The sequence below is a fragment of the Kribbella sp. NPDC051137 genome, from assembly GCF_040682535.1.
In the GTDB taxonomy this organism is placed as follows: Bacteria; Actinomycetota; Actinomycetes; order Propionibacteriales; family Kribbellaceae; genus Kribbella; species Kribbella karoonensis.
The window spans coordinates 398,605-423,434 of the sequence record NZ_JBFBBI010000006.1 but is presented as its reverse complement, the minus strand read 5'-3'; the positions used below and the strand labels follow the sequence as shown (position 1 = coordinate 423,434).

At 68.9% G+C, this 24,830-nt stretch carries 23 protein-coding genes; 15 read left to right on the top strand and 8 right to left on the bottom strand.

Going from position 1 to position 24,830, the window contains the following annotated elements:
* Positions 1-8 precede the first annotated feature (8 nt).
* Both metG and AB0M51_RS32680 read left to right on the top strand, forming a co-directional pair.
* Entirely contained in the window at positions 9-1,574 is a 1,566-nt protein-coding gene (gene metG, locus AB0M51_RS32685) for a methionine--tRNA ligase (RefSeq protein ID WP_363751829.1), read from the top strand.
* Positions 1,575-1,664: 90 nt separating this feature from the next.
* The gene (locus AB0M51_RS32680) at positions 1,665-2,576 is read left to right on the top strand and encodes an NADP-dependent oxidoreductase (protein WP_363751827.1); all 912 of its coding nucleotides are present in this window, start codon (positions 1,665-1,667) and stop codon (positions 2,574-2,576) included.
* Between the two features lie 9 nt (positions 2,577-2,585).
* Here the strand turns inward: AB0M51_RS32680 and AB0M51_RS32675 are convergent, their stop codons facing one another.
* The 5 genes from AB0M51_RS32675 to AB0M51_RS32655 are packed head-to-tail and all read right to left on the bottom strand — an operon-like array spanning position 2,586 to position 7,808.
* Positions 2,586-3,497 (bottom strand): phytanoyl-CoA dioxygenase family protein, encoded by a 912-nt coding sequence (locus AB0M51_RS32675; protein WP_363751825.1) that lies wholly within the window; start codon positions 3,495-3,497, stop codon positions 2,586-2,588.
* Positions 3,494-4,765: a sugar ABC transporter substrate-binding protein gene (locus tag AB0M51_RS32670; RefSeq protein ID WP_363751823.1), complete on the bottom strand. Its 1,272-nt coding sequence runs from the start codon at positions 4,763-4,765 to the stop codon at positions 3,494-3,496. The genes AB0M51_RS32675 and AB0M51_RS32670 overlap by 4 nt, the downstream gene beginning before the upstream one ends.
* A 13-nt stretch (positions 4,766-4,778) precedes the next feature.
* Positions 4,779-5,588 carry a carbohydrate ABC transporter permease gene (locus tag AB0M51_RS32665; RefSeq protein ID WP_344192487.1) on the bottom strand — a complete coding sequence of 270 codons (810 nt, stop codon included), beginning with the start codon at positions 5,586-5,588 and terminating at the stop codon, positions 4,779-4,781.
* Positions 5,585-6,499, bottom strand: coding sequence for a sugar ABC transporter permease (locus tag AB0M51_RS32660; RefSeq protein WP_344192489.1), 915 nt, complete (start codon positions 6,497-6,499; stop codon positions 5,585-5,587). The genes AB0M51_RS32665 and AB0M51_RS32660 overlap by 4 nt, the downstream gene beginning before the upstream one ends.
* Positions 6,492-7,808 (bottom strand): glycoside hydrolase family 36 protein, encoded by a 1,317-nt coding sequence (locus AB0M51_RS32655; RefSeq protein WP_344192491.1) that lies wholly within the window; start codon positions 7,806-7,808, stop codon positions 6,492-6,494. Before AB0M51_RS32655 ends, AB0M51_RS32660 begins: the two co-directional genes overlap by 8 nt.
* A 77-nt stretch (positions 7,809-7,885) precedes the next feature.
* On the opposite strand from AB0M51_RS32655, the gene AB0M51_RS32650 reads away from it, so the two are divergent.
* Entirely contained in the window at positions 7,886-8,803 is a 918-nt protein-coding gene (locus tag AB0M51_RS32650; RefSeq protein ID WP_344192493.1) for a helix-turn-helix domain-containing protein, read from the top strand.
* On the opposite strand, the gene AB0M51_RS32645 is transcribed toward AB0M51_RS32650, so the two are convergent.
* The gene (locus AB0M51_RS32645; protein ID WP_344192495.1) at positions 8,775-10,919 is read right to left on the bottom strand and encodes a discoidin domain-containing protein; all 2,145 of its coding nucleotides are present in this window, start codon (positions 10,917-10,919) and stop codon (positions 8,775-8,777) included. The two genes, AB0M51_RS32650 and AB0M51_RS32645, sit on opposite strands and share 29 nt — an antisense overlap.
* A 119-nt stretch (positions 10,920-11,038) precedes the next feature.
* On the opposite strand from AB0M51_RS32645, the gene AB0M51_RS32640 reads away from it, so the two are divergent.
* The 9 genes from AB0M51_RS32640 (at position 11,039) to AB0M51_RS32600 (ending at position 19,996) form a co-directional block, all read left to right on the top strand.
* Positions 11,039-11,455 carry an SRPBCC domain-containing protein gene (locus AB0M51_RS32640; protein ID WP_344192497.1) on the top strand — a complete coding sequence of 139 codons (417 nt, stop codon included), beginning with the start codon at positions 11,039-11,041 and terminating at the stop codon, positions 11,453-11,455.
* A gap of 40 nt (positions 11,456-11,495) precedes the next feature.
* On the top strand, positions 11,496-12,407 hold the full coding sequence (locus tag AB0M51_RS32635; protein WP_344192499.1) for a TatD family hydrolase: 912 nt from the start codon (positions 11,496-11,498) through the stop codon (positions 12,405-12,407).
* 36 nt (positions 12,408-12,443) lie between these two features.
* Entirely contained in the window at positions 12,444-12,872 is a 429-nt protein-coding gene (locus AB0M51_RS32630) for a hypothetical protein (protein ID WP_344192501.1), read from the top strand.
* A complete protein-coding gene (locus AB0M51_RS32625; protein ID WP_344192503.1) occupies positions 12,869-13,951 on the top strand; it encodes a hypothetical protein in 1,083 nt (360 codons plus the stop codon). The genes AB0M51_RS32630 and AB0M51_RS32625 overlap by 4 nt, the downstream gene beginning before the upstream one ends.
* Positions 13,952-14,169: 218 nt before the next feature.
* Positions 14,170-14,784: a nitroreductase family protein gene (locus AB0M51_RS32620; RefSeq protein ID WP_344192505.1), complete on the top strand. Its 615-nt coding sequence runs from the start codon at positions 14,170-14,172 to the stop codon at positions 14,782-14,784.
* Between the two features lie 217 nt (positions 14,785-15,001).
* Positions 15,002-16,135, top strand: a complete 1,134-nt coding sequence (locus AB0M51_RS32615; protein ID WP_344192507.1) for a ubiquitin-like domain-containing protein — start codon at positions 15,002-15,004, stop codon at positions 16,133-16,135.
* Positions 16,136-16,153: 18 nt separating this feature from the next.
* The gene (gene rsmA / locus AB0M51_RS32610; protein ID WP_363751818.1) at positions 16,154-17,026 is read left to right on the top strand and encodes a 16S rRNA (adenine(1518)-N(6)/adenine(1519)-N(6))-dimethyltransferase RsmA; all 873 of its coding nucleotides are present in this window, start codon (positions 16,154-16,156) and stop codon (positions 17,024-17,026) included.
* A 10-nt stretch (positions 17,027-17,036) separates the two neighbouring features.
* Positions 17,037-17,969, top strand: coding sequence for a 4-(cytidine 5'-diphospho)-2-C-methyl-D-erythritol kinase (locus AB0M51_RS32605; protein WP_363751816.1), 933 nt, complete (start codon positions 17,037-17,039; stop codon positions 17,967-17,969).
* Between the two features lie 152 nt (positions 17,970-18,121).
* The gene (locus AB0M51_RS32600) at positions 18,122-19,996 is read left to right on the top strand and encodes a translation factor GTPase family protein (protein WP_344192517.1); all 1,875 of its coding nucleotides are present in this window, start codon (positions 18,122-18,124) and stop codon (positions 19,994-19,996) included.
* Here the strand turns inward: AB0M51_RS32600 and AB0M51_RS32595 are convergent.
* Positions 19,980-20,828 carry a fructosamine kinase family protein gene (locus tag AB0M51_RS32595; protein ID WP_344192519.1) on the bottom strand — a complete coding sequence of 283 codons (849 nt, stop codon included), beginning with the start codon at positions 20,826-20,828 and terminating at the stop codon, positions 19,980-19,982. The two genes, AB0M51_RS32600 and AB0M51_RS32595, sit on opposite strands and share 17 nt — an antisense overlap.
* A gap of 49 nt (positions 20,829-20,877) precedes the next feature.
* Between AB0M51_RS32595 and AB0M51_RS32590 the strand changes: the two genes are divergently transcribed.
* Positions 20,878-22,698 (top strand): ABC-F family ATP-binding cassette domain-containing protein, encoded by a 1,821-nt coding sequence (locus tag AB0M51_RS32590; protein WP_344192521.1) that lies wholly within the window; start codon positions 20,878-20,880, stop codon positions 22,696-22,698.
* 377 nt (positions 22,699-23,075) lie between these two features.
* Here AB0M51_RS32590 and AB0M51_RS32585 read toward each other — a convergent pair whose 3' ends face one another.
* Positions 23,076-23,561 carry a MarR family transcriptional regulator gene (locus AB0M51_RS32585; protein WP_344192523.1) on the bottom strand — a complete coding sequence of 162 codons (486 nt, stop codon included), beginning with the start codon at positions 23,559-23,561 and terminating at the stop codon, positions 23,076-23,078.
* A gap of 96 nt (positions 23,562-23,657) precedes the next feature.
* On the opposite strand from AB0M51_RS32585, the gene AB0M51_RS32580 reads away from it, so the two are divergent.
* Together AB0M51_RS32580 and AB0M51_RS32575 are read left to right on the top strand one after the other, a co-directional pair.
* Positions 23,658-24,437, top strand: a complete 780-nt coding sequence (locus AB0M51_RS32580) for a methyltransferase domain-containing protein (RefSeq protein WP_344192525.1) — start codon at positions 23,658-23,660, stop codon at positions 24,435-24,437.
* 5 nt (positions 24,438-24,442) lie between these two features.
* Positions 24,443-24,790, top strand: coding sequence for a VOC family protein (locus tag AB0M51_RS32575; protein WP_344192527.1), 348 nt, complete (start codon positions 24,443-24,445; stop codon positions 24,788-24,790).
* The last annotated feature ends 40 nt before the right edge of the window (positions 24,791-24,830 follow it).

The window sequence follows — 24,830 nt, the reverse complement described above, 5'->3', positions numbered from 1 at the left end:
TTTAAGGCATGTCCGAGAAGGCCTATTACGTCACCACCCCGATCTACTACGTCACGGCCGCGCCGCACATCGGCAGCGCGTACACGACGGTGGCCGGGGACGTCCTGACCCGTTGGCACGCCCAGCGCGGCGAGCGCAAGTGGTACCTGACCGGTACCGACGAGCACGGCGAGAAGGTGATGCGCAGCGCGCAGGCCCAGGGCATGACGCCGAAGGAGTGGACCGACAAGCTCGTCGAGGAGGCCTGGAAGCCGGCCTGGGTGGACGTCGACATCGCGTACGACGACTTCATCCGGACCACCGAGCAGCGCCACACCGAGCGGGTCCGCGAGTTCTGGCAGACGCTGTACGACAAGGGCGACGTCTACAAGGGCGAGTACGAGGGCCTGTACTGCGTGGGCTGCGAGGAGTTCAAGCTCCCCGCGGACATCCGTACCGACGAGGACGGGACCCAGCGGTGCATGATCCACGGCACCGAACTGGAGACGGTCTCCGAGACGAACTACTTTTTCCGGCTCTCGGCGTACGCCGACAAGCTGCTCGAGCTGTACGAGTCGCAGCCCGGCTTCGTGGCGCCCTCGAGTGCGCGCAACGAGGTGATCGCGTTCGTCAAGCAGGGCCTGCAGGACCTGTCGATCACCCGGTCGACGTTCGACTGGGGCATCCCGGTGCCGTGGGACGAGGACCACGTCCTGTACGTGTGGATCGACGCGCTGCTGAACTACGTGACCGCGGCGGGGTACGGCACCGACCCGGAGCGGTTCGAGGAGCTGTGGCCGGTCGACGTGCATCTGGTCGGCAAGGACATCCTCCGGTTCCACGCGGTGATCTGGCCGGCGATGCTGATGGCCGCCGGGGTCGCCGTACCGCGCCAGGTCTTCGCGCACGGGTGGCTGCTGGTCGGCGGCGAGAAGATGAGCAAGTCGAAGCTGACCGCGATCGCGCCGCACGAAATCACCGACCACTTCGGCTCGGACGCCTTCCGGTACTACTTCCTCCGGACCATCCAGTTCGGGTCCGACGGGTCGTTCTCGTGGGAGCACCTGAGCGCCGTCTACACCTCCGAGCTCGCGAACGGCCTCGGCAACCTGGCCAGCCGGATCGCGGCGATGGTCGGCAAGTACTTCGACGGCGTACTGCCCGAGCCGACCGACCACGGTCCGGCCGAGCAGGCGCTCGCAGACAAGCTCGCGCACACCGTGGTGACCGCTGACAAGGCGCTGGACACGCTCGCGTTCCAGGACGCGCTGGCCGCGATCAACGAGCTCGTCGGCGCGGTCAACGGGTACGTCACCGAGCAGGAGCCGTGGAAGGTCGCGAAAGACGAGTCCCAGCGGGCGCGGCTCGCGACGATCCTGTACTCGGCGGCCGAGGTACTGCGGGCCGTGGCCGTACTGCACAACCCGACGATGCCGAAGTCGTCCGCGAAACTGTGGACGCTGCTCGGGGCTGAGGACAAGCTCGGAGCGCTGGCGGACCAGCGGGTGCAGGACGCCGGGACCTGGGGTCAGCTGCCGGCCGGAGCGACGCTGACCAAGGGCGACCCGCTGTTCCCGCGCCTCGAAGAGAACTGATCGCAACACGCCTCGCGCCGCCGTCCGGGAATGCCGGGCGGCGGCGTCGGCTTTTCTTGTGGCAACAACTCATTCTTGGAGGCGGGCGCGATGCGGGCTGTGGTGTTCTCGGAGTACGGCGGTCCTGAGGTACTCGAGGTGCAGGACGTGCCGGAGCCGCACGCCGGTCCCGGCCAGGTGCGGATCAAGGTCCGGGCGGCCGGGGTGAACCCGTACGACACGAAGATCCGGCGTGGCTTCACGAAGGACTTCGCGCCGGCGAAGTTCCCCGCCGTCCCGGGGTTCGAGGTGGCCGGGGTGGTGGACGAGGCCGGGGACGGTGCCGCGTTCGCGGTCGGCGACGAGGTGGTCGGCTGGTCGGAGGGCGGTGCGTACGCGGAGTACGCCCTCGGTGGGAACCTGGCGCGCAAGCCTGCCGGGCTGAGCTGGGAACAGGCGGTCGGCGTACCGGTGGCCGGCGAGACCGCGCAGCGGGTGCTCGACCTGCTCGGCGTACGGTCCGGCGAGACCATCCTGATCCACGGCGCGGCCGGCGCGGTCGGGTCGGTCGCCGTACAGCTCGCCAAGGCCGCCGGGCTGACGGTCGTCGGTACGGCCTCACCCGCGAACCACGAGTACCTGCGCTCGATCGGCGCGATCCCGGTCGGGTACGGCGACGGACTGCTGGAGCGCGTCCGGGAGGCGGCTCCGCAGGGTGTGGACGCGGTGTTCGACACCGCCGGCAAGGGCGGTCTGCAGGAGTCGATCGAACTCCGCGGCGGCACCGAACGGATCGTCACGATCGCCGACTTCGGCGCGGCTGAGCTCGGCATCCAGACGTCCGGCGGCGGCACGGCCTCCCCCGAGGAGATCCGCACCGCCCTCGCCGCCCAGCTCCGAGCAGCCGCGGACGGCAACCTCACCATCCGCATCGCGGACACCTTCGCCCTGGCAGATGCCGGCAAAGCCCAAGCACTCAGCGAATCCGGCCACGCCCGCGGCAAGGTCGTCATCCGTCCGTAGGTGCGGACCTCAGATGTACGCGAAGCGTGACGGCGGTGTCGGTACGTCGTCCACGCGGGGGTCCCAGCGGTCGACGAAGTTCACGCCGGGTGGGATCTCGACGCAGTCCGTGGAGGTCCAGCCTCGGGTGAGGGTGGGGAAGTCGGGGACGTCCGGGTGGTAGTGGGGTTTGCCCGTGCCGAGGGCGTCGCGCGCCATCGGGGCAGTGCGGGCCTGGTAGCGGAAGTCGGCCGACAGTCGCAGGCGGTTCGTGCGGTTCGGCATGGCGCCGTGGACGGTGAGGCTGCCGAACAGGAGCACGTCCCCGGGCCGGTACGACGTGGTCCGCCACTCCGGGTGGTTCTCGTCCGCTTCGGCGCGCATCATCCCGGGCCCGTCGGACGCCTTCACCGGGAGTACGCCGAGCCGCGGCGAACCGGCGTACACCCGCAGCCCGCCGATCTCCGGCGGGGCCTCGCTCAGCGGTAGCCAGGTGGTGAGGGTGTCCACGCAGCCCTGGATGAAGCGGTAGTCCTGGTGTATCGGCGTCGGGTTCGCCCCGGGCGACGGTGGCGCGATCCGGCAGATGTGCGCCGGATGCGCGAACGCCTCCTCCCCGAGCAACCGCCCGGCCAGCGCCAGCAGTTCAGGTCGTACGGCGAGCCGGTGGAACGCCTCGGTGCTCTGGATCGCCGTGTACGCCCCGAAGAACCCGGCCGACCCTTCCTCCACCGCCCGCCCCGACGCGACCAGCCGAACCGGGTCCGCGTCACGGTCCAACCAGTCGCTGTCGTACAGGATCCGCGCCAGCTGCGCGTGCACATCCCCCACCACGTCCACCGGCAACAGCCCCCGGAAGAACAGATACCCGTCAGCCGCCAGCCGAGCCCGGAGCACCTCGGCGTCCAGGACATCGTCGTACGAGTCGGTCAGCTCTTTCACTTGTCGTTTCCGATCTTGTCCATGGACTTGGCGATGTCGGCGACCGGGACCTTGTTCAGGTAGAGGTCGTTGACGGTTTTGTCGATTTCGGGGGACTTGGCGGTCCAGCCTTCGGCGATCGGGAGGTTGACGGTGCTGCCGGCGGCGGAGTCGATGAACGGCTGGACGTCGATGTCCTTCTTCTTCCAGTACGCCTTGTACCCGGCGCCGGCGTCGTTCAGCGCGGGGATGATGTAGCCGGCGTCGCCCATCAGGCGCTGGGCCTTCTCGGAGCCGAGGAACGTGACCAGCTTGCCGGCCTCGTCGGGGTGCTTGGTCTTCGCGAACATCGCCTCGGCGAGGCCGTTGATCACGACCGTACGGCCGGCGGGTCCGGCGGGCATCGACGTGACGCCGATCGGGAACTTCACCTCGGGCAGCGCGAACGGCAGCAGCGCGTTGTTCGCCGGGAACATCGCGACCTCGCCGCGGTAGAACATCTCGGTCGCCTGACCGGTCGGCGGGTTCGTCCGGGTGCCGTCGGGCGACACCTTCCACTTGAACACCAGGTCGCGGGCGAACTGCAGCGCCTCGACGGACTTGTCACCGCTGAAGTCGAAGGTGCCGTACGGCTTGTCCATCGCGTGGCCGCCGTTCGAGGCGATCCAGTTCAGCCACTGGGTCTGGCTGTGGTTCCAGGAGCAGAACCCCCACTGCTTGTCGCCGACCGTCAGCTTGCGAGCGACCTCGAGGAAACTTCCGGACCCGTCCGGCGCCCAGGTCAGCTCGGCGGGCATCGTGATCCCGGCCTTGTCGACCAGCGTCTTGTTGTAGAGCAGACCGACGATGCCCATGTCCTTCGGCATCCCGAGTTGCTTGTCCTCGAACTTGTACGACTGCACGACGTTCGGGTGGTACGACGCGAGCTTCAGGCCGGCCTTCGAGATCAGGTCGTCGAGCGGCGCGAGCACGCCCTTGCTCGCGAAGTCCGGGAAGTAGTCGACGGTCAGCCAGAACACGTCCGGCGCCTTGCCGCTCGCGAGCTCGGTGGTGAGCTTGGTCCAGTACTGGTCCCACGGCAGCACCTCCATCCGGACGGTGATGTTCGGGTTCTCGGCCGTGAACGCGGCGAACACGGCCTTGTAGCCGACCTCCTGCTGCTCGTCCCAGAGCCGGTACACCAGCTCGACCTTGCCGCCGCTGCTCGCCTTGTTGTCCGACGAGCCGCAGCCGGCGAGCGCGAGCACGCTGCCCGCGCCGATCAGGAATGTCCTTCTGGACAACGACATCAGTACCTCCGGATTACTTGAGCCCGGTGACCGCGACCGAGCGGACGATGAAGCGCTGGAACACGACGAACAGCACGAGCAGCGGCGCCAGCGCGATCAGGCTGCCGGCCATCACGGCGTTGTAGTCGACGCCGATCTCCCCCTTGAACAAGGCGATCCCGACCGAGAGCAGCCGCTTGTCGTCGCTGCTGGTGACGATCAGCGGCCACAGGAAGCTGTTCCAGTTCGCCACCACGGCGAGGGTGGTGACGGTGACCAGGATCGGTTTCGACAGCGGCAGCACGATCGACACCAGGGTGCGGACCCGGCCGGCGCCGTCGATCCGCGCCGCGTCCTCCAGATCCGCGGGGATGCTGCGGAAGAACTGGCGGAGCAGGAAGATCGCGTACGGCGTACCGAGCATCGTCGGCAGCATCAGGCCGGCCCACGTGTCGACCAGGCCGAGCTTCTGCATCATGAGGTACAGCGGGATCATCGTGACCACCGGCGGCACCATCAGTGTCGACAAATATACCCAGAACAGGGCGTCCCGGCCGGGGAACGTCAGCCGCGCGAACGCGTACGCCGCCAGCACCGCGAACACCACCTGCCCGAGCGTGATCCCGGCCGTGACGAACGCGGTGTTCACCAGGTAGCCGCCGAACCCGGACGCGAACAGCCGGTGGAACGCCGCCGTACTGGGCGGGATCCCGGGCTCCCACGGCATCGTCGCGGACAGTTGCCCGGGGCCCTTGAACGCGGTGAGCACGGTCAGGAAGTACGGGAAGATCGCGAGCACGCAGCCGATCACGAGGACGGCGTACACGAAGACGCGCAGTTTCATCCGGTCACCTCGTAGGTGGTACGGCGTTCGAAGTACACGAACTGGGAGATCGTCGCGACCAGCACCACCGCGAACAGCAGCACCGAGATCGTCGACGCGTAGCCGAAATCGAACTTGTGGAACGCCTCGTCGTAGATCTGGTACGTCGTGACCTCGGTGCTGTGGCCCGGCCCGCCCTCGGTCATCACGAAGATCGTGTCGAACGCCTGGAACGACCCGATCACGTTGGTAATCAGCACGAACAGCATCGTCGGCCGCAGCAGCGGGAGCGTGATCGTGAAGAAGTGCGCGACCGGGGAGGCGCCGTCCAGCGACGAGGCCTCGCGCAGCGACGCCGGGATGTTCTGCAGGCCGGCCAGGAAGAACAGCATGTTGTACCCGGCGAACTGCCAGATGTGCACCGCCGCGACGCTCGGCATCGCCAGCACCGGCGACGACAGCCACGCCGGGCCGTGGATTCCGAACAGCCCGAGGAACTGGTTCAGTGCCCCACGCCCGGGGTCGAAGATCCAGCTCCAGACCAGCCCGAGCGCGACCGGTGTCGCCATCCACGGGATCACCAGCAGAGCCCGGAAGTACTTCATTCCGCGCAGCTTGCGATCCACCAGCAGGGCGAGCAGCAGCGACAGGATCGTCGTACCGGGCACGCAGATCAGGACGTAGTACAGCGTGACCAGCAGCGAGTGCCAGACGTCGGAATCCGCGAAGAGCTTCCGATAATTGGCCAGGCCAATGAACTCCGGTGTCGAGAGCAACTTCCAGTCGAACAGGCTGAGCACGAGCACGATCAGCACCGGCGCCAGCAGGAAACCGAGCACGCCGACCAGGCTCGGGGCCAGGAGCGCGTACGCCGCGGCCGTCTGGCGGCCGTGCCGTCCGCCGCGTCGGGTACGGGGCGCCGGCCTAAGCATCGGGATCCTTCAGCGGGTGCGGCCGCGGCGAGCTCGGGACGAGCAGCTCGCGGGTACGGTCGAGCGCCCACCGGTCGAGTGCGGCGATCGGATCGCTGGACATCCGCAGCCCGGGACCCTCCTCGATGTGCCGCGCCCAGATCTCCCGCTCCTGGACGTCCGGCCGCACGATCAGGCAGTCCGAGTCGTTCGCCCACCACCGGCCGTGGAGGAACTCGCGGGCCACCGACGTGGACCGGGCGCCGCGCTGACCGGGCTGGCTGATGTCGCCGGACGGCGGATCGACCAACGGGTCGGTGTCGGGGGAGATGCGCATGCAGTCGACCAGCCCGAGGCTCGGCAGGATCGGGGCGCCGCAGCCGTGCAGGATCCGGTTCGGCCCGACCGCCTCCCGGAGCAGTCGCAACCCGTGCCGGTACGCCGCGATGCCGTCGACCTGCTCGTACCGCGGCCCGTCGATGGCGCCGGCGTACACGAAGTCGAGCTTGAAGTGGTCGTACCCCTGCCGGCAGAGCTCGGTGAACACGTCGGTGAGGTGTCGTGCGGCGCCCGGGTGGGTGACGTCCAGAACCAGTTGCTCCTCGCCCCAGTTCGTGCCGGCGCTGATCCCGGGAACCAGCCAGTCCGGGTGCTTGCGGGCCGTCTCGCTGCCGGCCGCGACCAGGAACGGGGCCACCCAGATCCCGGCGCGGCGGCCGCCGGCGCGGATGTCGGCGGCCAGCGTGACGGTCGACCCGAAGTCGTCGCGCGGCGTCAGCCAGTCGCCGATCGCCGACTGGTACCCCTCGTCGAGGAGTACCAGGTCGACGCTGAGCTCGTGCTGGTCGAACTGCCGCACGTCGGCCATCACGTCCCGCTCGGTGACCTTGCCCCAGTACGCGTACCAGCTGCACCAGGACGGGCCGAACACGCGCACCGGCGGCGCACCGGCGCCGAACGTGTCGGCCCAGTCGGCGAGTGCCTGGTTCGGGTTGGCCTGCGTACCGGTCTTCACCGCGACGTCGCCGTCGGCGGTGATCACGAGCTTGTCGCCGTGAACCTCCGCGCGGATCGACGGTACGACGTCCGGGGTGAGCGCGGACACCACGACGACCTCGTCGCTGTTCGCCACCGCGAGCAGACCCTCGCCCTGGAACCGGCCGGCCTCGACGCCTGGTCGGTACGCCATCACGTGGTGGTTCGGGGCGGTCGGCCGTGGCGGCGACGCGTCGAGCCGGTACCAGCCGCTCGGGCTCCAGGACTGCCAGCCGTGCTCGAAGACCAGCGTGTGCGCGTCGTGGCCGAGCTCGGCGACCGGGCGGAAGGGCACGGATCCCTCGATTCACTAGAGGTGCAGGATCTTGCTGCTGTGCCGCTAATCTTGGGGCGCCGACGAGGAGATGGACCATGACGGAGCCTGCTGACTTCGAGCACGATCTTGCTACCCAGGTGCTGATCGAGCTGTACAGCGAGATCCCGCCGCCGAGCAAACTGGTGACCGGGCACTTCCACAGCGGCGGCGACTACCGCGTCGTCCGGCCGGACGGTGTGGGCAGCTGGTACCTGCTCTACACAGCCTCCGGGACGGGCCGGTACCTGCTCGGCGACAACAAGTTGACGCTGCGCCACGGGGACGTCGTACTGGTCAGTCCCGGGACGCCGCACGACTACGGGACCGTGGGTACGTACTGGGAGTCGTGGTGGGCGCACTTCCAGCCGCGCCGGGAGTGGCACTCGTGGCTTTCGTTGCCGCAGGCAATGCCCGGGCTGTCCTACGTCCGGCTGAGCAGGTCGTCGGAGACCGACCGGGTGGTGTCCGCGTTCGACCGCCTGCACCGGGACGCGCAGCGGGCCGGCCTGTCGCCGACCGGGGACACCGAGCTGCACCTGCTGGAGAAGAGCGTCGCGACCGAGCTCACGATGAACGGCATCGAGGAGGTGCTGCTGACCGCGGTCGCCAGCCTGCGTCGCGAGACGCAACAGCTGGACGCCCGGGTCCACCTGGTGCTCGAGGCAATCACCGCCGACCCGGCGCGGCCGCACACGTTGACGTCGCTGGCCGGCCTCGCGCAGGTGTCGGTGTCCCGCCTCGCCCACCTCTTCAAGGACCAGGTGGGCGACTCGATCATGAACGTCGTACTGGCGCTCCGGCTGCAGCGCGCCGCGGAGCTGCTCGGCGCCACCGACATGTCCGTCGCGCAGATCGCGGCGGCCGTCGGGTTCGACTCACCGCACTACCTGAGCCGCCAGTTCGGCCGCCGGTACGGCATGTCCCCGACGGCCCACCGGAGGGCGGTCAGGAACCCTGAGCTAGAGCTATATTGAGCTCGGTTGCCGCCGCGTAGTCCGCACCACCCGCGAGCCCGACCAGCCGCACGTAGCGGGCCGTCGTACCGGCCGGGAACCGGGCGATCTTCGCCTCGACGCTGCCGTCCCACGAGCCCTTGACGGCCGAGGTGAACGTGACACCGTCGGTGCTGGTCTGGACGTCGTACGACGAGATCCGCCCGTCCGGTACGTCGGCGTCCTGGCGCGGGGTGTAGACGAGCGCCTGGAGTGCGCGCGGGCTCTTGAGATCGAGCGTGAGGTACTGCGGCAGCGGTGCGTGCGGGCTCCAGTTCGAGTGCCACATCGTCGCGCAGTTGCCGTCGATCGCCGCGGACGCGCCGTACGCCGATCCGCCCTGGCTGGTCGCGGTCGCGGTCATCTCGCTCTGCGGCAGGAAGTCCAGCGGGCCGAACGGTCCGTCGGACGGCGGCGGCGTACCCGGGATCGCGGTCACCCGGCCCAGAGCCGGTGCCTTGAGCAACGGATGGGTCCGCAGGTAGTTGAGGAAGACCTCCTGCCCCATCCGCCGCGCCCGGGTGAGGTCCCTGTACTGCTGGAAGCCCGGATAGCCGTACTGCGCTCCGTGCAACGGCATCGCCGCGCTGGTCGTCACGCGGTACGTCTTGTCGAGCTGCAACGGCTTGCCGTCGATCAGCACCTTCGCCGGATTGACGCGGTCACCGATCGGCTGGCCGAGGTCGTACGTGTAGCGGAAGTTCGCGGAGGTGGCGAGTGCGGACAGGCGCGTGCAGCCGTACGCCGGCGGGATCCACTGCTGCTCCAGGACCTGCTCGACGGTGGCGCCCTGCATCGACTGCGTGGTGATCGGCGAGATCCCGGCGACCGGCCACGCGTCGCCGTACGTCACGGTTCCGGCCTTCAGGCCTGCCGCGATCACGTCGACGCCGAGGTCGGCCGGGACCAGCGCGAAGTCGCCGCCGGCCTCCGACTTGTAGAGGTCCGCGACGAGGTTGCCCGTTCGGCTCTCCGCTTTCGGTGCGAAGTCGAGGTCCCGGTCGAGCCTCGTGATCGGCTCCTTCTGACGCGCCGCCCACTTGTCCGTCCAGTACTTCACGATCTTCCGGACGCCCGGATCCGGCGTCACGTCCTTCGTCACCGCGTGGTTGACCGCCGTCGTCGCGGACCGGATCACCTCGCCGGTCGCCGGATCGAGCGACAGGTTCACCTCGCCGAGCACCCGCCCGTGGTTGCTCGCCTCCAGCACCGGCCGCGGTACGCCGTTCGGGTCCGGGACCATGCAGTTGAACGCGGTGTGCCAGTGCCCGCCGAGGATCACGTCGACGTCCGGCGAGATCGCCCGCGCGGCGTCGAAGATCGGACCGGTCGGGTTCTTGCACTCGTCGTACAGGCCGCCCTGCTGGCCGCCCTCGTGCATGCTGACCACGATCGCGTTGACGCCCTGCGCCTTCAGTTCGGCCGCGGCCCGGTTCGCCGCCTCGACGACGCCCTGGAACTCGAACCCCGAGCCCTTGATCGACAGTGTCTCGGTCGGCGTCCCCGGGAAACCCAGCCCGATGAACCCGATCCGCTGCGAGCCCGCGTTCGCGATCCAGTACGGCGGGAGCACCGGCTGCTTGCTCTTGGGGTCCACGATGTTCGCCGCGTGGTAGGCGTAGTCGGTGCTGTGGAAGTTCTTGCCGGTGGAGTCCTTGAAACAGCTGTCGAAGCCGGGCTTGCCGTAACAGGCTCCTGTCGTCATCCGGCGCAGGAACGGGAACTCCCGGTCGAACTCGTGGTTCCCGGCGACGTCGAAGTCCAGGCCGAGCGCGTTCATAACCTCGATGGTCGGCTCGTTCGCGAAGGCCTGCGTGTAGTCGGGCCAGCCGCTGAACTGGTCGCCGGACCCGATCAGGAAACTGTTCGGCTTCCGGAGCCGGTCGAGATGCGCCTTCAGGTACGCCGCACCGCCGACCTGCTGGGTCCCCGACGGACCGGCGATCGTCAGGTTCTCGGTCTCGGACAGGTAGCCGTGCAGATCGGTGAGACTGAACAGCTGCACCGGGATCGGTGGTGGGGCAGCCTCGGTCGGTACGGCGGTGACTCCCGCCAGCAGGCCGAGGACTGCGAGAGCTGAGCTGATCCGGAACGTCATCGCCGCAACCTAAACGCCGTCCCCGGCGTCCGGACATGGCCCGGAATGCTGACTTCCTGCACGATCCGGCTGACGCTTTTCTACAAGCCGGGGAGGTACGGCGGTCGTACTGTCGACCTATGACTGGTTATGTGGCAGTTGCCGAGATCGACATCGCGGCCCCGCCCGAGCGGGTGTGGGACGTACTCACCAAGCCGGAGGACCTGCCGGAGCTGTGGTTCGGCGCGGTGGTGGAGACGGACTGGCAGGTCGGCAGCCCGATCACCTGGAGCGGCGAGTGGCAGGGCAAGACCTACCAGGACAAGGGCGAGATCCTGGAGTTCGACCCGGGCCGTTCCTTGAAGCTGACCCATTACAGTCCGCTGACCGGGCAACCCGACGTACCGGAGAACTACCACACGCTCACCTACACCCTCACCGGCAACACCCACCTGAAGCTGGAACAGGACAACAACGGCAGCGAAGAAGAAGCCCAGCACGCCCAGGGCATGTGGGAAACGCTCGTCGCGAAGGTCAAGCAAGCCGCTGAGGGCTAGCGGCGAAGCGGTCCGCCATCGACTCAGTAATCTGGGCACCATGTCTGATGGTGTTGAGGTGGGCAGGCCGACGCGGGAGCGTGCGGCGGTCGGGGAGGACGGGCGGTCGCGGGACCGGAGCCGGCCGGCGGTGCCGGATCCGTTGCCGATGAGTGTGGTCGACGCGCATTGCCATCTGGACATCGCGGACGGGGAGGACGGGGCTTGGCTGAGTCCTGCCGAGGCGATCAAGCTGGCGGCGTCCGTCGGCGTGACGCGGATCGTGCAGGTCGGTTGTGACCTGCCCGGCGCGGAGTGGGCCGTCGAGGCGGCCGCGCAGTACCCGAACCTGATCGCCGGCGTCGCCCTGCACCCGAACGAGGCGCCGAAGCTGAAGGAGGCCGGCGAGCTCGGCAGCGCGCTCGCCGAGATCGAACGGCTCGCGTCGAGCTCCGGCAAGGTCCGCGTGATCGGCGAGACCGGCCTCGACTACTTCCGCACCGGCGCCGACGGCCGGGCTGCCCAGCACGAGTCGTTCGCCGCCCACATCGAGCTGGCGAAGCGCCTCGACAAGACGCTGATGATCCACGACCGGGACGCCCATGACGACGTACTGCGCATCCTCGACCGCGAAGGCGTACCCGACCGGCTCGTGATGCACTGCTTCTCCGGCGACACCGAGTTCGCCCGCGAATGCGTGAACCGCGGCGCGTACCTGAGCTTCGCCGGCGTCGTCACGTTCAAGAACGCCCAGTCCCTCCGCGACGCCCTCGCCGTCACCCCCCTCGACCACATCCTGGTCGAAACGGACGCGCCGTACCTCACCCCGTCCCCGTACCGCGGCAAACCCAACGCGTCGTACCTCATCCCCCACACCGTCCGCAAAATGGCCGACGTCCTCAACATCTCCGTCCCCGAACTCTGCACAGCCCTCAACGAAAACGCGAACAACGCCTTCGGCGGGCCGTGGTGACCGTCGGCCGGCCACCCGTCCGGATACGCTGAGTTCGTGGACCAGGTGGATTACGACACTGTCGACACACAGGTTCGGGCGCTGGCGGACTCGCTGGGCGAGGCCGATGAGGCCACGGTGGCCGCAGAGGTCTCGCGACTGAAGGCATTGGCCGAGAAGATCGCGGACGAGGACGACCGCCGCATGGCAGTCATCAGAGTGGAGAAGCTGCCCGAGTTGATCAGCGGCCCGCAGCCCGGCACGAGCCCGCAGTACTGGCGCGCGGCGAGCCTGGTCACGCAGGTGATCAACGACAAGGGCACCCCGGCCGAGCAGATCGAGCACGCCGAGCGTGCGGTGTCGGAGATCGGCACGCTGGCCAGGTCGGCTCCCGAGCGTGAGTTCCGGACGATCCTGCGGATGAACTCGACCCTCAAGCGGCTGATCGAGCGTCGTCGGCGGGAAAATCCCGACCTCGGATCGTGACCGACGTCGAGATCTCGCCGGAGACCTGGGAGTACCGGCTGGTGGCCGCGGTGGTGATCGCTGTCGATCAGCGGTTCGGTGGAACGGCGGCCGCACCCCGGACTTGCTGGACCGGAGCGGTGCTCGAGGAGAGCAATCCGGACTATCTCGGGACCGCCGGCGACGACGGGAGTATGTCGGTGTCCGTCGTCAACGTTCTCGAGCCGTTGCGCAAGGCACGGGATCTCGATCGGCCGCTGACCGGTGGCGAGGCCCTGGCGATCCGCGACGCCATCGGCACGCTGGCGCACGAAGCGGCGCATCTGGTTGCCGAGTCCGGTGACCCGACCGCTCCGGACGCCTACCCGTACGACTCCGCGGCGGAGATCGACAACGAGGGCCGAACCGAGTATTGGACGCACGACAATCTGGACAATATTGTCCGCGACGTGTTCCCGGACGTTGGTCTGGAACACGTTGTGCCGGACGTGTTGTCCCAGGAGAGCATTGACGCTTATCCCGCCTTCACGTCTGCGGTCCGAGACATCGATCGGGCCCTGGCCGACCGTAGCGGGCTGCCCAAGGAACAGGTCACACAGAAGCTGATGCTTGCCGACGACGCGCAACGCTGGAACGTCGCCGCCGACCTGGTGATCGATGCACGTCTCGCACAGCCAGGTCTGATGCCTGAGGCGGACCGAGGTGAGGTGCGGCGGCAGTTGGTTGCTCCGTTGCGCGCGGCTCTGTCCGGCTTGGAAGCGGTCGACGCGGACGACTCGCTGAACGACGGCCAGAAGACACAGGCTTCGATCCGAGCCGCTCAGAAGGCGATCGTCGAGTTGGACCGGGCGGTCGATCGGGTCGAACGGAAGTACCGGATCGACAATGCTGCGCGGGTGCAGCAGGCGCGGGAGGTTGGTGGACGGGCGGAGGGTGGGGAGCTGTCGCCTGAGCTCGGACGGTTGCGGGGGTTGACGGGGGCGCAGGCTGATGCTTCGGGGGCTGCCAAGCGGGGCAAGGAGGACGCGGGGGACGGGGCACGAGTGCGGGGGCAGCAGGTTGATCACCGGCCGGTCAGGCGGACGCCGGGACGGGGCTGAGTCCGGCTGTTCGGAGGTGGGGCGGGGCGTTGCTTGAGGAGCGATCGGGGCGGTGGATCGCCTTTGGCAGAAGGGTTTCCGACCGCCTCGTCTGCCTGGAGGGTCGTGTGATCGGTCGGGTGATCCTGGTGAACCTTGGCGGGGACCGAGTGGCTCGACGAGGGGTGCAGATGATGGCCGGGGGCGGTGTGGGGTGGCGGCGCTGGTAGACACATCTCATGGAGTTCAGTGAGGTGGTCCGCAGGCGGCGGATGGTCAGGAACTACGACCCGGACCGGGCGGTGCCTGAGGAGGTTCGTGAGCGGATCCTGGAGAACGGGTTGCGGGCTCCGTCCGGGGGGTTCAGTCAGGGGTGGGCGTTCCTGACGTTGGAGGGGGACGAGCGGGACCGGTACTGGCGGATCGCGGCCGAGGATCCGGACGAGAAGTATGTTGAATGGATCACAGGGTTGCGCCGCGCGCCGCTGCTGATCCTGGCGTTCGCGCACAAGGACGCGTACCTCGATCGGTACACCGAACCGGACAAGGGCTGGACCGATCGGGACGAGGGTCGCTGGACGGCGCCGTACTGGTACGTCGACACCGGGATGGCGGTCCTGCTGATGCTGCAGACCGTGGTCGACGAAGGCCTGGGAGCCTGCTTTTTCGGGCCGCCTGCAGAGAAAACGAGGCGATTGCTCGACGAGTTCGGCGTACCCGCGGGGTTCGATCTGGTGGGGGTGCTGTCGGTCGGCCACCGGGCTCCGGACAAGCGGTCGCCGTCGCTGAAACGGGGTCGCCGGACGACCGCCGAAGTGGTGCATCGGGGCCAGTGGGGCAATCACACCGAGTAAGGGTGCTGTTACACCTTTTTACGACGCGCCGAACAGGGGATTGGCACTTCCGCTACTTCTTCGTTATGGTCCCGTGATGTTGGCCGGGATCGGGGAAGTTCCCGGACATGCACAACCCCTCGGCGGGGTCACCAAGTCTGGACAGCCAGTCCAGCGGCGGCGGCCGGTGCCTGTGCTGTCCCACCCCGTGCCCGGGTAGCCCTACCTGGGAGCGTTAGTGCGTAAGTCCATCATCGTGGCCGTCGGTGCGACGGCTGCGTTAGCCGTCGCGGGCGGCTCCGTGGCATATGCCTCGAAGAGCAAGACCGTGAGCATCTCCGTCGACGGCCAGGTGCGGAAGGTGCACACCTTCGGCTCCACCGTGGCAGACGCGTTGAAGGCCGAAAAAGTTCAGGTCGGTGACCACGACAACGTCGCACCGTCGCTGGACTCGAAGCTGAAGGACGGCCAGGAGATCGCCGTGCAGTACGGCCGCGAGCTGACCGTGAACGCCGACGGCACGAAGAAGGCCTACTGGACCACCGCGGACAGCGTGAACGAGGCGCTCGCGGACCTGGGTCTGCGGTACGACGGCGCCCAGCTGTCCACGAGCCGGAGCGCGCCGCTCGGCCGCCAGGGCCTGGAGCTGACCGTCACCACGCCGAAGACCGTGCAGATCGTGCACCTCGGCAAGACCGTGACGATCAAGTCGCTCGCGAACACCGTCGGGCAGGCCCTGACGCAGGCGAAGATCCGCTGGGACGCCGACGACCGGATCACCCCGGCCGCCGCCACCCCGCTGAAGCTCGGTGTGAACAAGGTCGGCTACGTGCAGGTCCTGCAGAAGACCGTCACGAAGACCGAGGCGATCGCGCACGGCACCGACAAGACCGAGTCGGCGACGCTGCTCGAGGGCACCACGAAGACCACGACCAAGGGCACCGACGGCTCGAAGGCCGTCACGTACCTGTACACCTACCTGGACGGCAAGCTGTCGACCACGAAGGTGGTCTCGTCGAAGCTGGTGACCAAGGCCGTCGATGAGCAGGTCGTGGTCGGCACCAAGCCGAAGCCGACCGAGACGACCACCTCGACGACGGACAACAAGCCGCCGGCGACGTCGGGCGGTGACACCAGCGCCTGGGACCGGATCGCCGCGTGCGAGTCCGGCGGCAACTGGGCCGCGAACACCGGCAACGGGTACTACGGCGGTCTGCAGTTCGACCACGGCACCTGGGCGGCCTACGGCGGTACGGCGTACGCCAACAACGCGAACGGTGCGTCCAAGGCGCAGCAGATCGCGATCGCGGAGAAGGTCAAGGCCGACCGCGGTGGGTACGGCGCGTGGCCGGTGTGCGGCAAGAAGGCTTGAGCCTGACACACTGGCGGCGTGAGCTCGTCTGATTCATCCACATCAGCCGGACCGAGACTCCTCGGTCCGGCTGATGTGCGTTCGCTGGCCGCCGCGCTGGGAGTACGCCCGACCAAGCAGCGCGGCCAGAACTTCGTCATCGACCCGAACACGGTCCGCCGGATCGTCCGCGCCGCCGACCTCACCGAGGGCGAGCACGTGCTGGAGATCGGCCCGGGGCTCGGATCGCTGACGCTGGCGCTGCTCGCGGCGGGGCACCGGGTCACCGCGGTCGAGATCGACCCGGTGCTCGCGCAGGCGCTGCCGTCCACGGTGGCGACGTACGCGCCTGAGCAGGCGACGGACCTGACCGTGGTCGAGGCGGACGCGATGGACGTCGGTCCGGAGCAGATCGGTACGCCGACCGCCTGCGTGGCGAACCTGCCGTACAACGTCGCCGTACCGGTGCTCCTGCATCTACTGCAGGTGTCGGACTCGCTGCGGCACGGGCTCGTGATGGTGCAGGCGGAGGTCGCGGACCGGCTGGCGGCGGCGCCCGGCTCCCGGACGTACGGCGTACCGTCCGCGAAGGCCGCCTGGTACGCCGACGTGCGCCGGGCCGGCCCGATCGGGCGGAACGTGTTCTGGCCGGCGCCGAACGTGGACTCCGGGCTGGTCGCGTTCGAACGCCGTGACCCGCCGGCGACCGCGGCGACCCGGGAGGAGACGTTCGCGGTGATCGAGGCGGCGTTCTCGCAGCGCCGGAAGACCGTCCGCTCGGCGCTGGCCCGCTGGATGCCGGACCGCGAGCGCCTCGACGAGATCTTCCGGGCCACCGGGATCGACCCACAACTGCGCGGCGAGATGCTCGCCATCGAAGACTTTGCCGCCTTAGCCGGGGCAAGGCACTAGCCTGTCCGACGTGCCACCTTCTGCTGAGGTCACGGTGCGGGCGCCGGCCAAGATCAATCTCGGTCTGTCGGTCGGTCCGCCGCGCCCCGACGGGTTCCACCCGGTCGCCACGGTGTATCAGGCCGTGGCCCTCTACGACGACGTGACCGCGGTACTGCGGGACGACGACGGCGAGGTCTCCGTGGAGATCTCCGGCGACTTCGCGGACGACGTACCGACCGACGAGACGAACCTCGCTGTCCGGGCGGCGCAGCTGCTGCAGGCGGAGTACGACGTGGACGAGGGCGTCGACCTGACGATCCGGAAGACGATCCCGGTCGCGGGCGGGATGGCCGGCGGGTCCACGGACGCGGCGGCGACCCTGGTGGCCTGCAACCGGCTGTGGGGCCTGCAGCTGACCCAGACCGAGTTGCAGCACCACGCGGCCGAGCTCGGCAGCGACGTACCGTTCTGCCTGGTCGGCCACACCGCGCTCGGCCAGGGCCGCGGCGAGCAGGTCACCGAGGTGATGTCCCGCGGGACGTTCCACTGGGTGTTCGCGATCGCCGACGGCGGGCTGTCGACGCCGGAGGTGTACCGGCAGCTGGACCGGATGCGCCCGCTGCGTCGCGTCGAGTCGCCGCAGGTGCGCCCGGAGCTGCTCTCGGCGCTGCTGTCCGGCCAGCCCGCGGCCCTCGCGGTTGCGCTCAGCAACGACCTCCAGGCCGCCGCGCTCGCGCTCCGCCCGGAGCTCGGCGACACCCTGCAGTTCGGCCTCGACCACGGCGCCCTGGCCGCCCAGATCTCCGGCTCCGGCCCCACCTGCCTGTTCCTCGCCGCGGACAGCCGCAGCGCCGTCGACCTCGCCGTCGACCTGGCCGAGTCAGGCCTCTGCCGGATGGTCCGCCAGGCCGAGGGCCCGGTCCCGGGTGCCAGGATCCTGCCTGCCATCATCAGTCGCTAGAAAACCGCTCGTTCTCGTCCCCCGGCGGTGTTACCGTCCCGGAGAGAACTCGCTCGTCGACAGACAGGAGACCGGGATGCGCCGCGGATCGATCTACCGCATCGGTACTGATCGTTTCGACGCATTCGCGAGGACTCTTGAAATCTCTGACGATGGGCATTGTTGCGCATGTCGACGCCGGTAAGACCAGCCTGACCGAGCGGCTGCTGTACGCCGCCGGGGTCGTCGACCGGGTCGGACGGGTCGACGACGGGGACACCCGGACCGACTCCATGGAGCTGGAGCGGAAACGCGGGATCACGATCCGCTCGGCGGTGGTGTCGTTCCGGCTCGGCGACCTGCCGGTGAACCTGATCGACACGCCCGGACACTCGGACTTCATCGCTGAGGTGGAGCGGGCGCTGTCGGTGCTGGACGGCGCCGTACTGGTGATCTCCGCGGTCGAGGGCGTGCAGCCCCAGACGCGGCTGCTGATGCGTACGCTCGGCCGGCTGCGGATCCCGACGCTGCTGTTCGTGAACAAGGTCGACCGGGTCGGCGCCCGGTACGACGACCTGCTCGCGGACGTCCGGCGCCTGCTCACACCAGGCGCCGTACCGATGCAGGCGGTGCCGGACCTGGGCACGCGGGCGGCCTCCGTCGTACCGCTCGACGTACAGCGCGCCGAGCTCGGCGAGATCCTTGCCGAGCGCAACGACGACTTCCTGGAGCGGTACCTGCAGGGCCCCGTCGACCAGGCGGCGGAGCTGCGGAAGCAGGTCGCGACGGCCGACGTGCATCCGGTGTACTTCGGATCCGCGATGACCGGTGTCGGCATCGACGAGGTGATCGACGGTATCCGGCGCTGGTTGCCACGGGCAACAGGATCACCGGACGACGACCTGCGGGCGCGCGTGTTCAAGGTCGAGCGGGTCGAGGCCGGCCAGAAGATCGCCTCGGCGCGGATCGTCAGCGGCACGCTCGCCGCCCGCACACCGGTCGAGGTACATCCGGGCGACGGACCGTCGTACCAGGCCCGTCCGAGCGGGATCGAGGTGTACGCCGACGGCGCCCGGCGGCCGGTGGACCGCGTCGAGGCCGGGCAGATCGTGGCGTTGCGCGGCCTGAAGGGCATCCGGATCGGCGACCAGCTGGGCGTACCGTCGACGTACGCGCAACGGCTGTTCGCGCCGCCGACGTTGGAGACCGTCGTGCGTGCACGGGACCGGGTGCGGCTGTTCCAGGCGCTCACCCAGCTGGCCGAGCAGGACCCGCTGATCCGGGTCCGGAAGGCCGGCGAAATCACGGTCAGCCTCTACGGCGAGGTGCAGAAGGAAGTGATCGCCGCACTGCTGGAGACGCAGTACGGCGTCGACGTCACGTTCAGCGAGACCACCCCGATCCACGTCGAGCGGCTGAACGGCACCGGCGCCGCGATGCGCGAGATCACCGAAGGCCCGTGGGCGGCCGGCGTCGGCTTCCGCGTCTCACCGGTTGCCGAGGGCATCGAGTATCACCTGGAGGTGGAGCTCGGTGCGCTGCCCCGGGCGTTCCACACCGCGATCGAGGAGACCGTCCGGCAGACGCTGCACCAGGGCTTGTACGGCTGGGAGATCCCGGACATCCGGGTCGAGCTCACGCACACCGCGTACTGGAGCCCGGTCACCGTCGCCGCGGACTTCCGCCGGCTGGTGCCGCTCGTCCTGATGCAGGCGATCGCCGAGGCCGGTACGACGGTCCTGGAGCCGGTGAACCGCGTCGAGCTGGACGTCCCGGCGGACACCGTCGCCCGGATCATGGCGCACCTCGCGGAGCACCGCGGCGTCGTCACGCAGGCGACTCAGACGCACGTGGAAGGCACGATCCCGGCGGCGGCCACGCACGCGTTCGAGTCGCAGCTACCGACCCTCACGCGAGGTGAGGGCATGCTCGCCACCACGTTCGACAGCTACCACCCGGTCCCGGCAGCCCCTCCGATCCGCGCCCGCACCGACGGCAACCCGCTCAACGAGAAGCAGTACCTCCTGCACCTCAATCAAAGCTCTTGAGGATCGTGTGGATCTCACTGACCGTGTCGGGTACGTCGGGCGTGTGCGCGGTGATGCTGAGCAGCTCCCGCAGATGCAGCAGCGGGAGCCGTTCGCGCCAGCCGGGGGTCAGCGGGTGGATCTCCTCGTACGCCGTGAAGAGCTCGTCGGAGAGGCGGCCGTAGATCAGCAGCGTGGACAGGTCCGCCTCCGGCCAGCCGTAGTACACCGCCGGGTCGATGAGAGCGGGCGCACCGGTCGGCGCGGGCAGCAGGTTGCCGTGCCACAGGTCGCCGTGCAGCAACGCCGGGCCCTGAGGTGGGATGAGCTGAGGCAGGCGGCCGGCCACCCGTTCCAGGCGCCGGCGGTCCTCCTCGGGGAGCTGACGGTGACAGTTCGGCTCCTCGAGGTACCGCAGCAGCCGGTGCTCCGCGAAGAACGCGTGACCGTCCGTGGTCCACGGGTTTCGTTGCGGCAGTACGCCGAGGTAGTTGTCCCGGTCGTACCCGAACCTGTCCGCCGTCCGCAGGTGCTGTAGCGCGAGGGCGCGCCCGGCGTCCTCCCAGTACGTCGGCGACGGTTGCGACGTACCGAGGTCCGTCAGCACGATGAAATGCGGCGTGACCCGCAACACTTCCGGTACGGCGAATCCGCCGGGGGAGCGCAACGCGTCGAGACCGTCCGCCTCCAGCGCGTACAGGTCCGGCGGCAGGTTGTCCTGGGTCTTCACGACCACCGAGCGGCCCTCGGACGTACGGACGCGGAACGTCTTGCTCGCGTACCCGCCCTCCAGCGGATCAGCAGCGACCGGGTCACCCAACGAGAGCCCGTCGAGCCAGGCAGAAGTCAGCACTCGGACGATCCTGGCATGCCCGTCCGCGTCGGCTACCCTTGGGCGCGTTATGGCGGCACCTAACTTGGTCAATCTGGAAGCTGTTTCGAAGGGCTTCGGGACCCGCACACTGCTCGACTCGGTCAGTCTCGGCGTAGGCCGTGGTGAGCGGATCGGCGTGGTCGGGCGCAACGGCGACGGCAAGTCGACGCTCCTGCAGGTCCTGGCCCGGCGTGAGCCGCCGGACAGCGGACGGATCACACACAACCGCGACCTGCGGCTCGGGTACCTCGGGCAGAGCGACGACCTCGACCCGGAGCAGACCGTGCTGCACGCGGTCCTCGGCGACGTCGAGACCTACACCTGGGCGGCGGACCCGAAGGCCCGCTCGGTGATGGAGCACCTGCTCGGCGAGGTCGACCACCAGGCACTGGTCGGCAGCCTGAGCGGCGGTGAGCGGCGGCGCGCGTCGCTCGCGAGGCTGCTGCTCACCGAGGTCGACCTGCTGATCCTCGACGAGCCGACCAACCATCTGGACATCGAGGCGGTCAGCTGGCTCGCCGAGCACGTCGTCGACCGCGCCGGTGCGCTGATCGTGGTCACCCACGACCGCTGGTTCCTCGACGCGGTCTGCACGGACACGTGGGAGGTCCAGGGCGGCCGTGTGACGTCGTACGACGGCGGGTACGCCGCCTACGTGCTGGCGAAGGCGGAGCGGGCCCGGAGCGCGCAGGTCAGCGAGGAGAAGCGGCAGAACCTGCTGCGCAAGGAGCTGGCCTGGCTGCGCCGCGGCGCCCCGGCCCGGTCGACCAAGCCCAAGTTCCGGATCGACGCGGCGAACGCCCTGATCGAGAACGAGCCGCCGCCGCGGGACAAGCTCGCGCTGTCCCAGCTGGCGACGTCCCGGCTCGGCAAGGACGTGTTCGACGCCGAGGACGTCAGCCTGAGCTTCGGCGACCGGAAGATGCTCGACCATGTCACGTTCCGGCTCGGCCCGGCGGACCGGATCGGGCTGCTCGGCCCGAACGGCGCCGGCAAGACGACGTTCCTCCGGGTGCTCACCGGGCAGCTCCCGCCGGACCACGGCCTGGTCAAGCAGGGCAAGACGGTCCGGGTCGCGAGCCTCTCGCAGAACCTCGAGGAGATCGACGGCACGGTCACGGTCCTCGACCACATCACCTCGATCCGCCGTACGGCGGCACTGGCCGGCCGCGGCGGTGAGCTGACCTCGTCACAGCTGCTCGAGCGGTTCGGGTTCACCGGCGACAAGCTGACCACGCGGATCTCCGACCTGTCCGGTGGCGAGCGCCGCCGGCTGCAGCTGCTGCGCATCCTGCTGGACGAGCCGAACGTGCTGATCCTCGACGAACCGACCAACGACCTGGACGTCGAGACGCTCACCGTGCTGGAGGACTTCCTCGACGGCTGGCCGGGCGTGGTGGTCACGGTCACCCACGACCGGTACTTCCTGGAGCGGGTCAGCGACATGGTTTACGCGATCATGGGCGACGGCCGGGTCCGGCATCTGCCGCGCGGCGTCGAGCAGTATCTCGACGAACTCGCGGCCGGAATTCCGCGGCGGGCGACGTCGAATGCGTTGACACCGGCGGCGGATGTGTCAACGGATTTGCCGGGAACGGCTAATGCCGAGCTGGTTGAACGTACGACCGCTGACGCGGCAGCGGCCCGGGCGGCGAAGAAGGAGCTGAACCGGATCGAGCGGCAGCTCGCCAAGCTCACCGACACCGAGGCGAAACTGCACGACCAGCTCGCCGCGAGCGCGAGCGACTACGAGCGGCTGTCCGAGCTGGACGCCGAGCTGCGCAAGCTCGCGGACGAGCGCGGCGAGCTGGAAACCGCCTGGTTCGAAGCGGCGGAACGCGCCGAATAGCCCCGATTTGCGGGGATTTCGAGCCGCGGCGTCCCCTCCGATCCCCTGTGATTCGGAGGGGTACGCCGAGCTCCTGGGTGAGCGGGCCCCGTGCCGGCCGACGTTGTTCGGGCCCCGAGCCCCGGACACCGCGCAGCCGCTTTCGGCGGACCACCTCTTGCCGCCGAAGTCACCTTGTTTTGACATTTTGTAGTCGATTGGCCACCGACGGTCATGACCCTAGTAGGGGCGTGGACCGGTGTCGATACGACAGCCTCTCGATCCTGTTGCAACTAGCAACGATTGGAACAGGGCCGGAGTGACGCACCGTCTTTTCGGATAATTCCGGCGCAATTCCGAGGAGCTTTGTCGCGGCGTACAAAGCCTTTTGTTCTTGGCTATTCGAACGGGCGGACGAGTTCGCGCAACAGTCGCGCGATCTTCTGCTGGTCGCGGTCGCCGATGCCGCCGAGGAGGGTGCGCTCGTGGGCGAGCAGGTCCGCCATCGCGGCGTCGACCTTGTCCCGTCCGTCCGGTGTGAGCTGGACGAGCACGCCGCGCCGGTCGTTCGGATCCGGCAGGCGCTCGACCAGGCCGCGGGCAGTCAGCCGGTCGACCCGGTTCGTCATCGTTCCGGAGGTGACGAGGGTTTCCTTGAGGAGTCTGCCGGGGGAGAGTTGGTACGGCGTACCGGCCCGGCGGAGTGCGGCGAGGACGTCGAACTCCCAGGACTCCAGTCCGTGCGTGTCGAAGGCCTGGCTGCGGGCGCGGTCCAGGTGCCGCGCGAGCCGGCTGACCCGGGACAGCACCTCCATCGGCGCCACGTCGAGGTCGGGGCGCTCCCGCCGCCAGGCCTCGATCAGCCGATCGACCTCGTCCTCCATGGTCCGAGGGTACCGATCAAGACTCTTGACATCAAGACAAGTACCGTGGGTAAAGTATCTCGACATCAAGATAAATCGAGGGAAAGGGGCCGGCTGATGCGCAGGTCACCGGTGTGGAATCCGGAGCAGTACGGCACGTACGCCGACGAGCGGGCGCGGCCGTTCCGGGACCTGGTGGAGCGGGTCCGGGCGGACGACGTACGGACCGTGGTCGACCTCGGCTGTGGGCCGGGAGCGCTGACCGCGACGCTGCGCGAGGTCTGGCCGGAGGCGACGATCCGCGGGATCGACAGCTCGCCGCAGATGCTCGAGGCGGCCGCGCAGTACGCCGACGACCGGCTGAGCTTCGAGCTCGGCGACGTGCGCGAGTGGACCGGGTCCGGCCTCGACGTGATCGTCACGAACGCGACGCTGCAGTGGATCCCGGAGCAGCTCGACCTGCTGCCCGGGTTCGTCCGGGCGCTGCGGCCGGGCGGCTGGCTGGCGATCCAGATCCCCGGCAACGGGGACGCCCCGTCGCACGCGATCCTCCGCGAGCTCGCGAACACCCCGCCGTACGCCGAGTACGCCAAGGACGCCTCGCTGCGCCCCGAGGTACCAGGGCCGGCCGGGTACGTCGACGTGCTGAGTGCTCTCGGGTGTGTGGTCGACGCGTGGGAGACGACGTACTTCCACGTGCTGGCCGGCGACAACGCCGTACTGGAGTGGGTGAAGGGGACCGGGGCGCGGCCGGTGCTGCAGTCGCTGCCGGACGACGTACGGCCTGCGTTCGAGGCGGAGTACGGCGCGCGGTTGGCGGAGGCTTATCCGCGGAAGGAGTACGGGACGTTGCTGCCGTTCCGCCGGATCTTTGCTGTCGCTCAGAAGAAGGGGTGATACGCGTGCGACTCGATCATGTGCAGGTGTCGTGTCCGCCTGGTGGAGAGGACGTGGCGCGGGCGTTCTACCGGGACGCGCTCGGGATGAGCGAGGTGGAGAAGCCGGAGCTGCTGAAGACGCGCGGCGGGTGCTGGTTCAAGGCCGACGCCGCGGAGATCCATGTCGGGGTGGAACAGGACTTCAAACCTGCGAAGAAGGCGCACCCGGCGCTCGCGGTCGACGACCTGGATGTGCTCGCCGCCAAGCTCACGGACCTTGGCTTCCCGGTGACCTGGGACAACGAGACGATTCCCGGCCGCCGGCGGTTTCACACCGCCGACGGACATGGGAACCGCGTAGAGATCGTGTGACAAGCGGCTCGCCCGGCCCCCTCAAGCCGGGCGAGCCGCC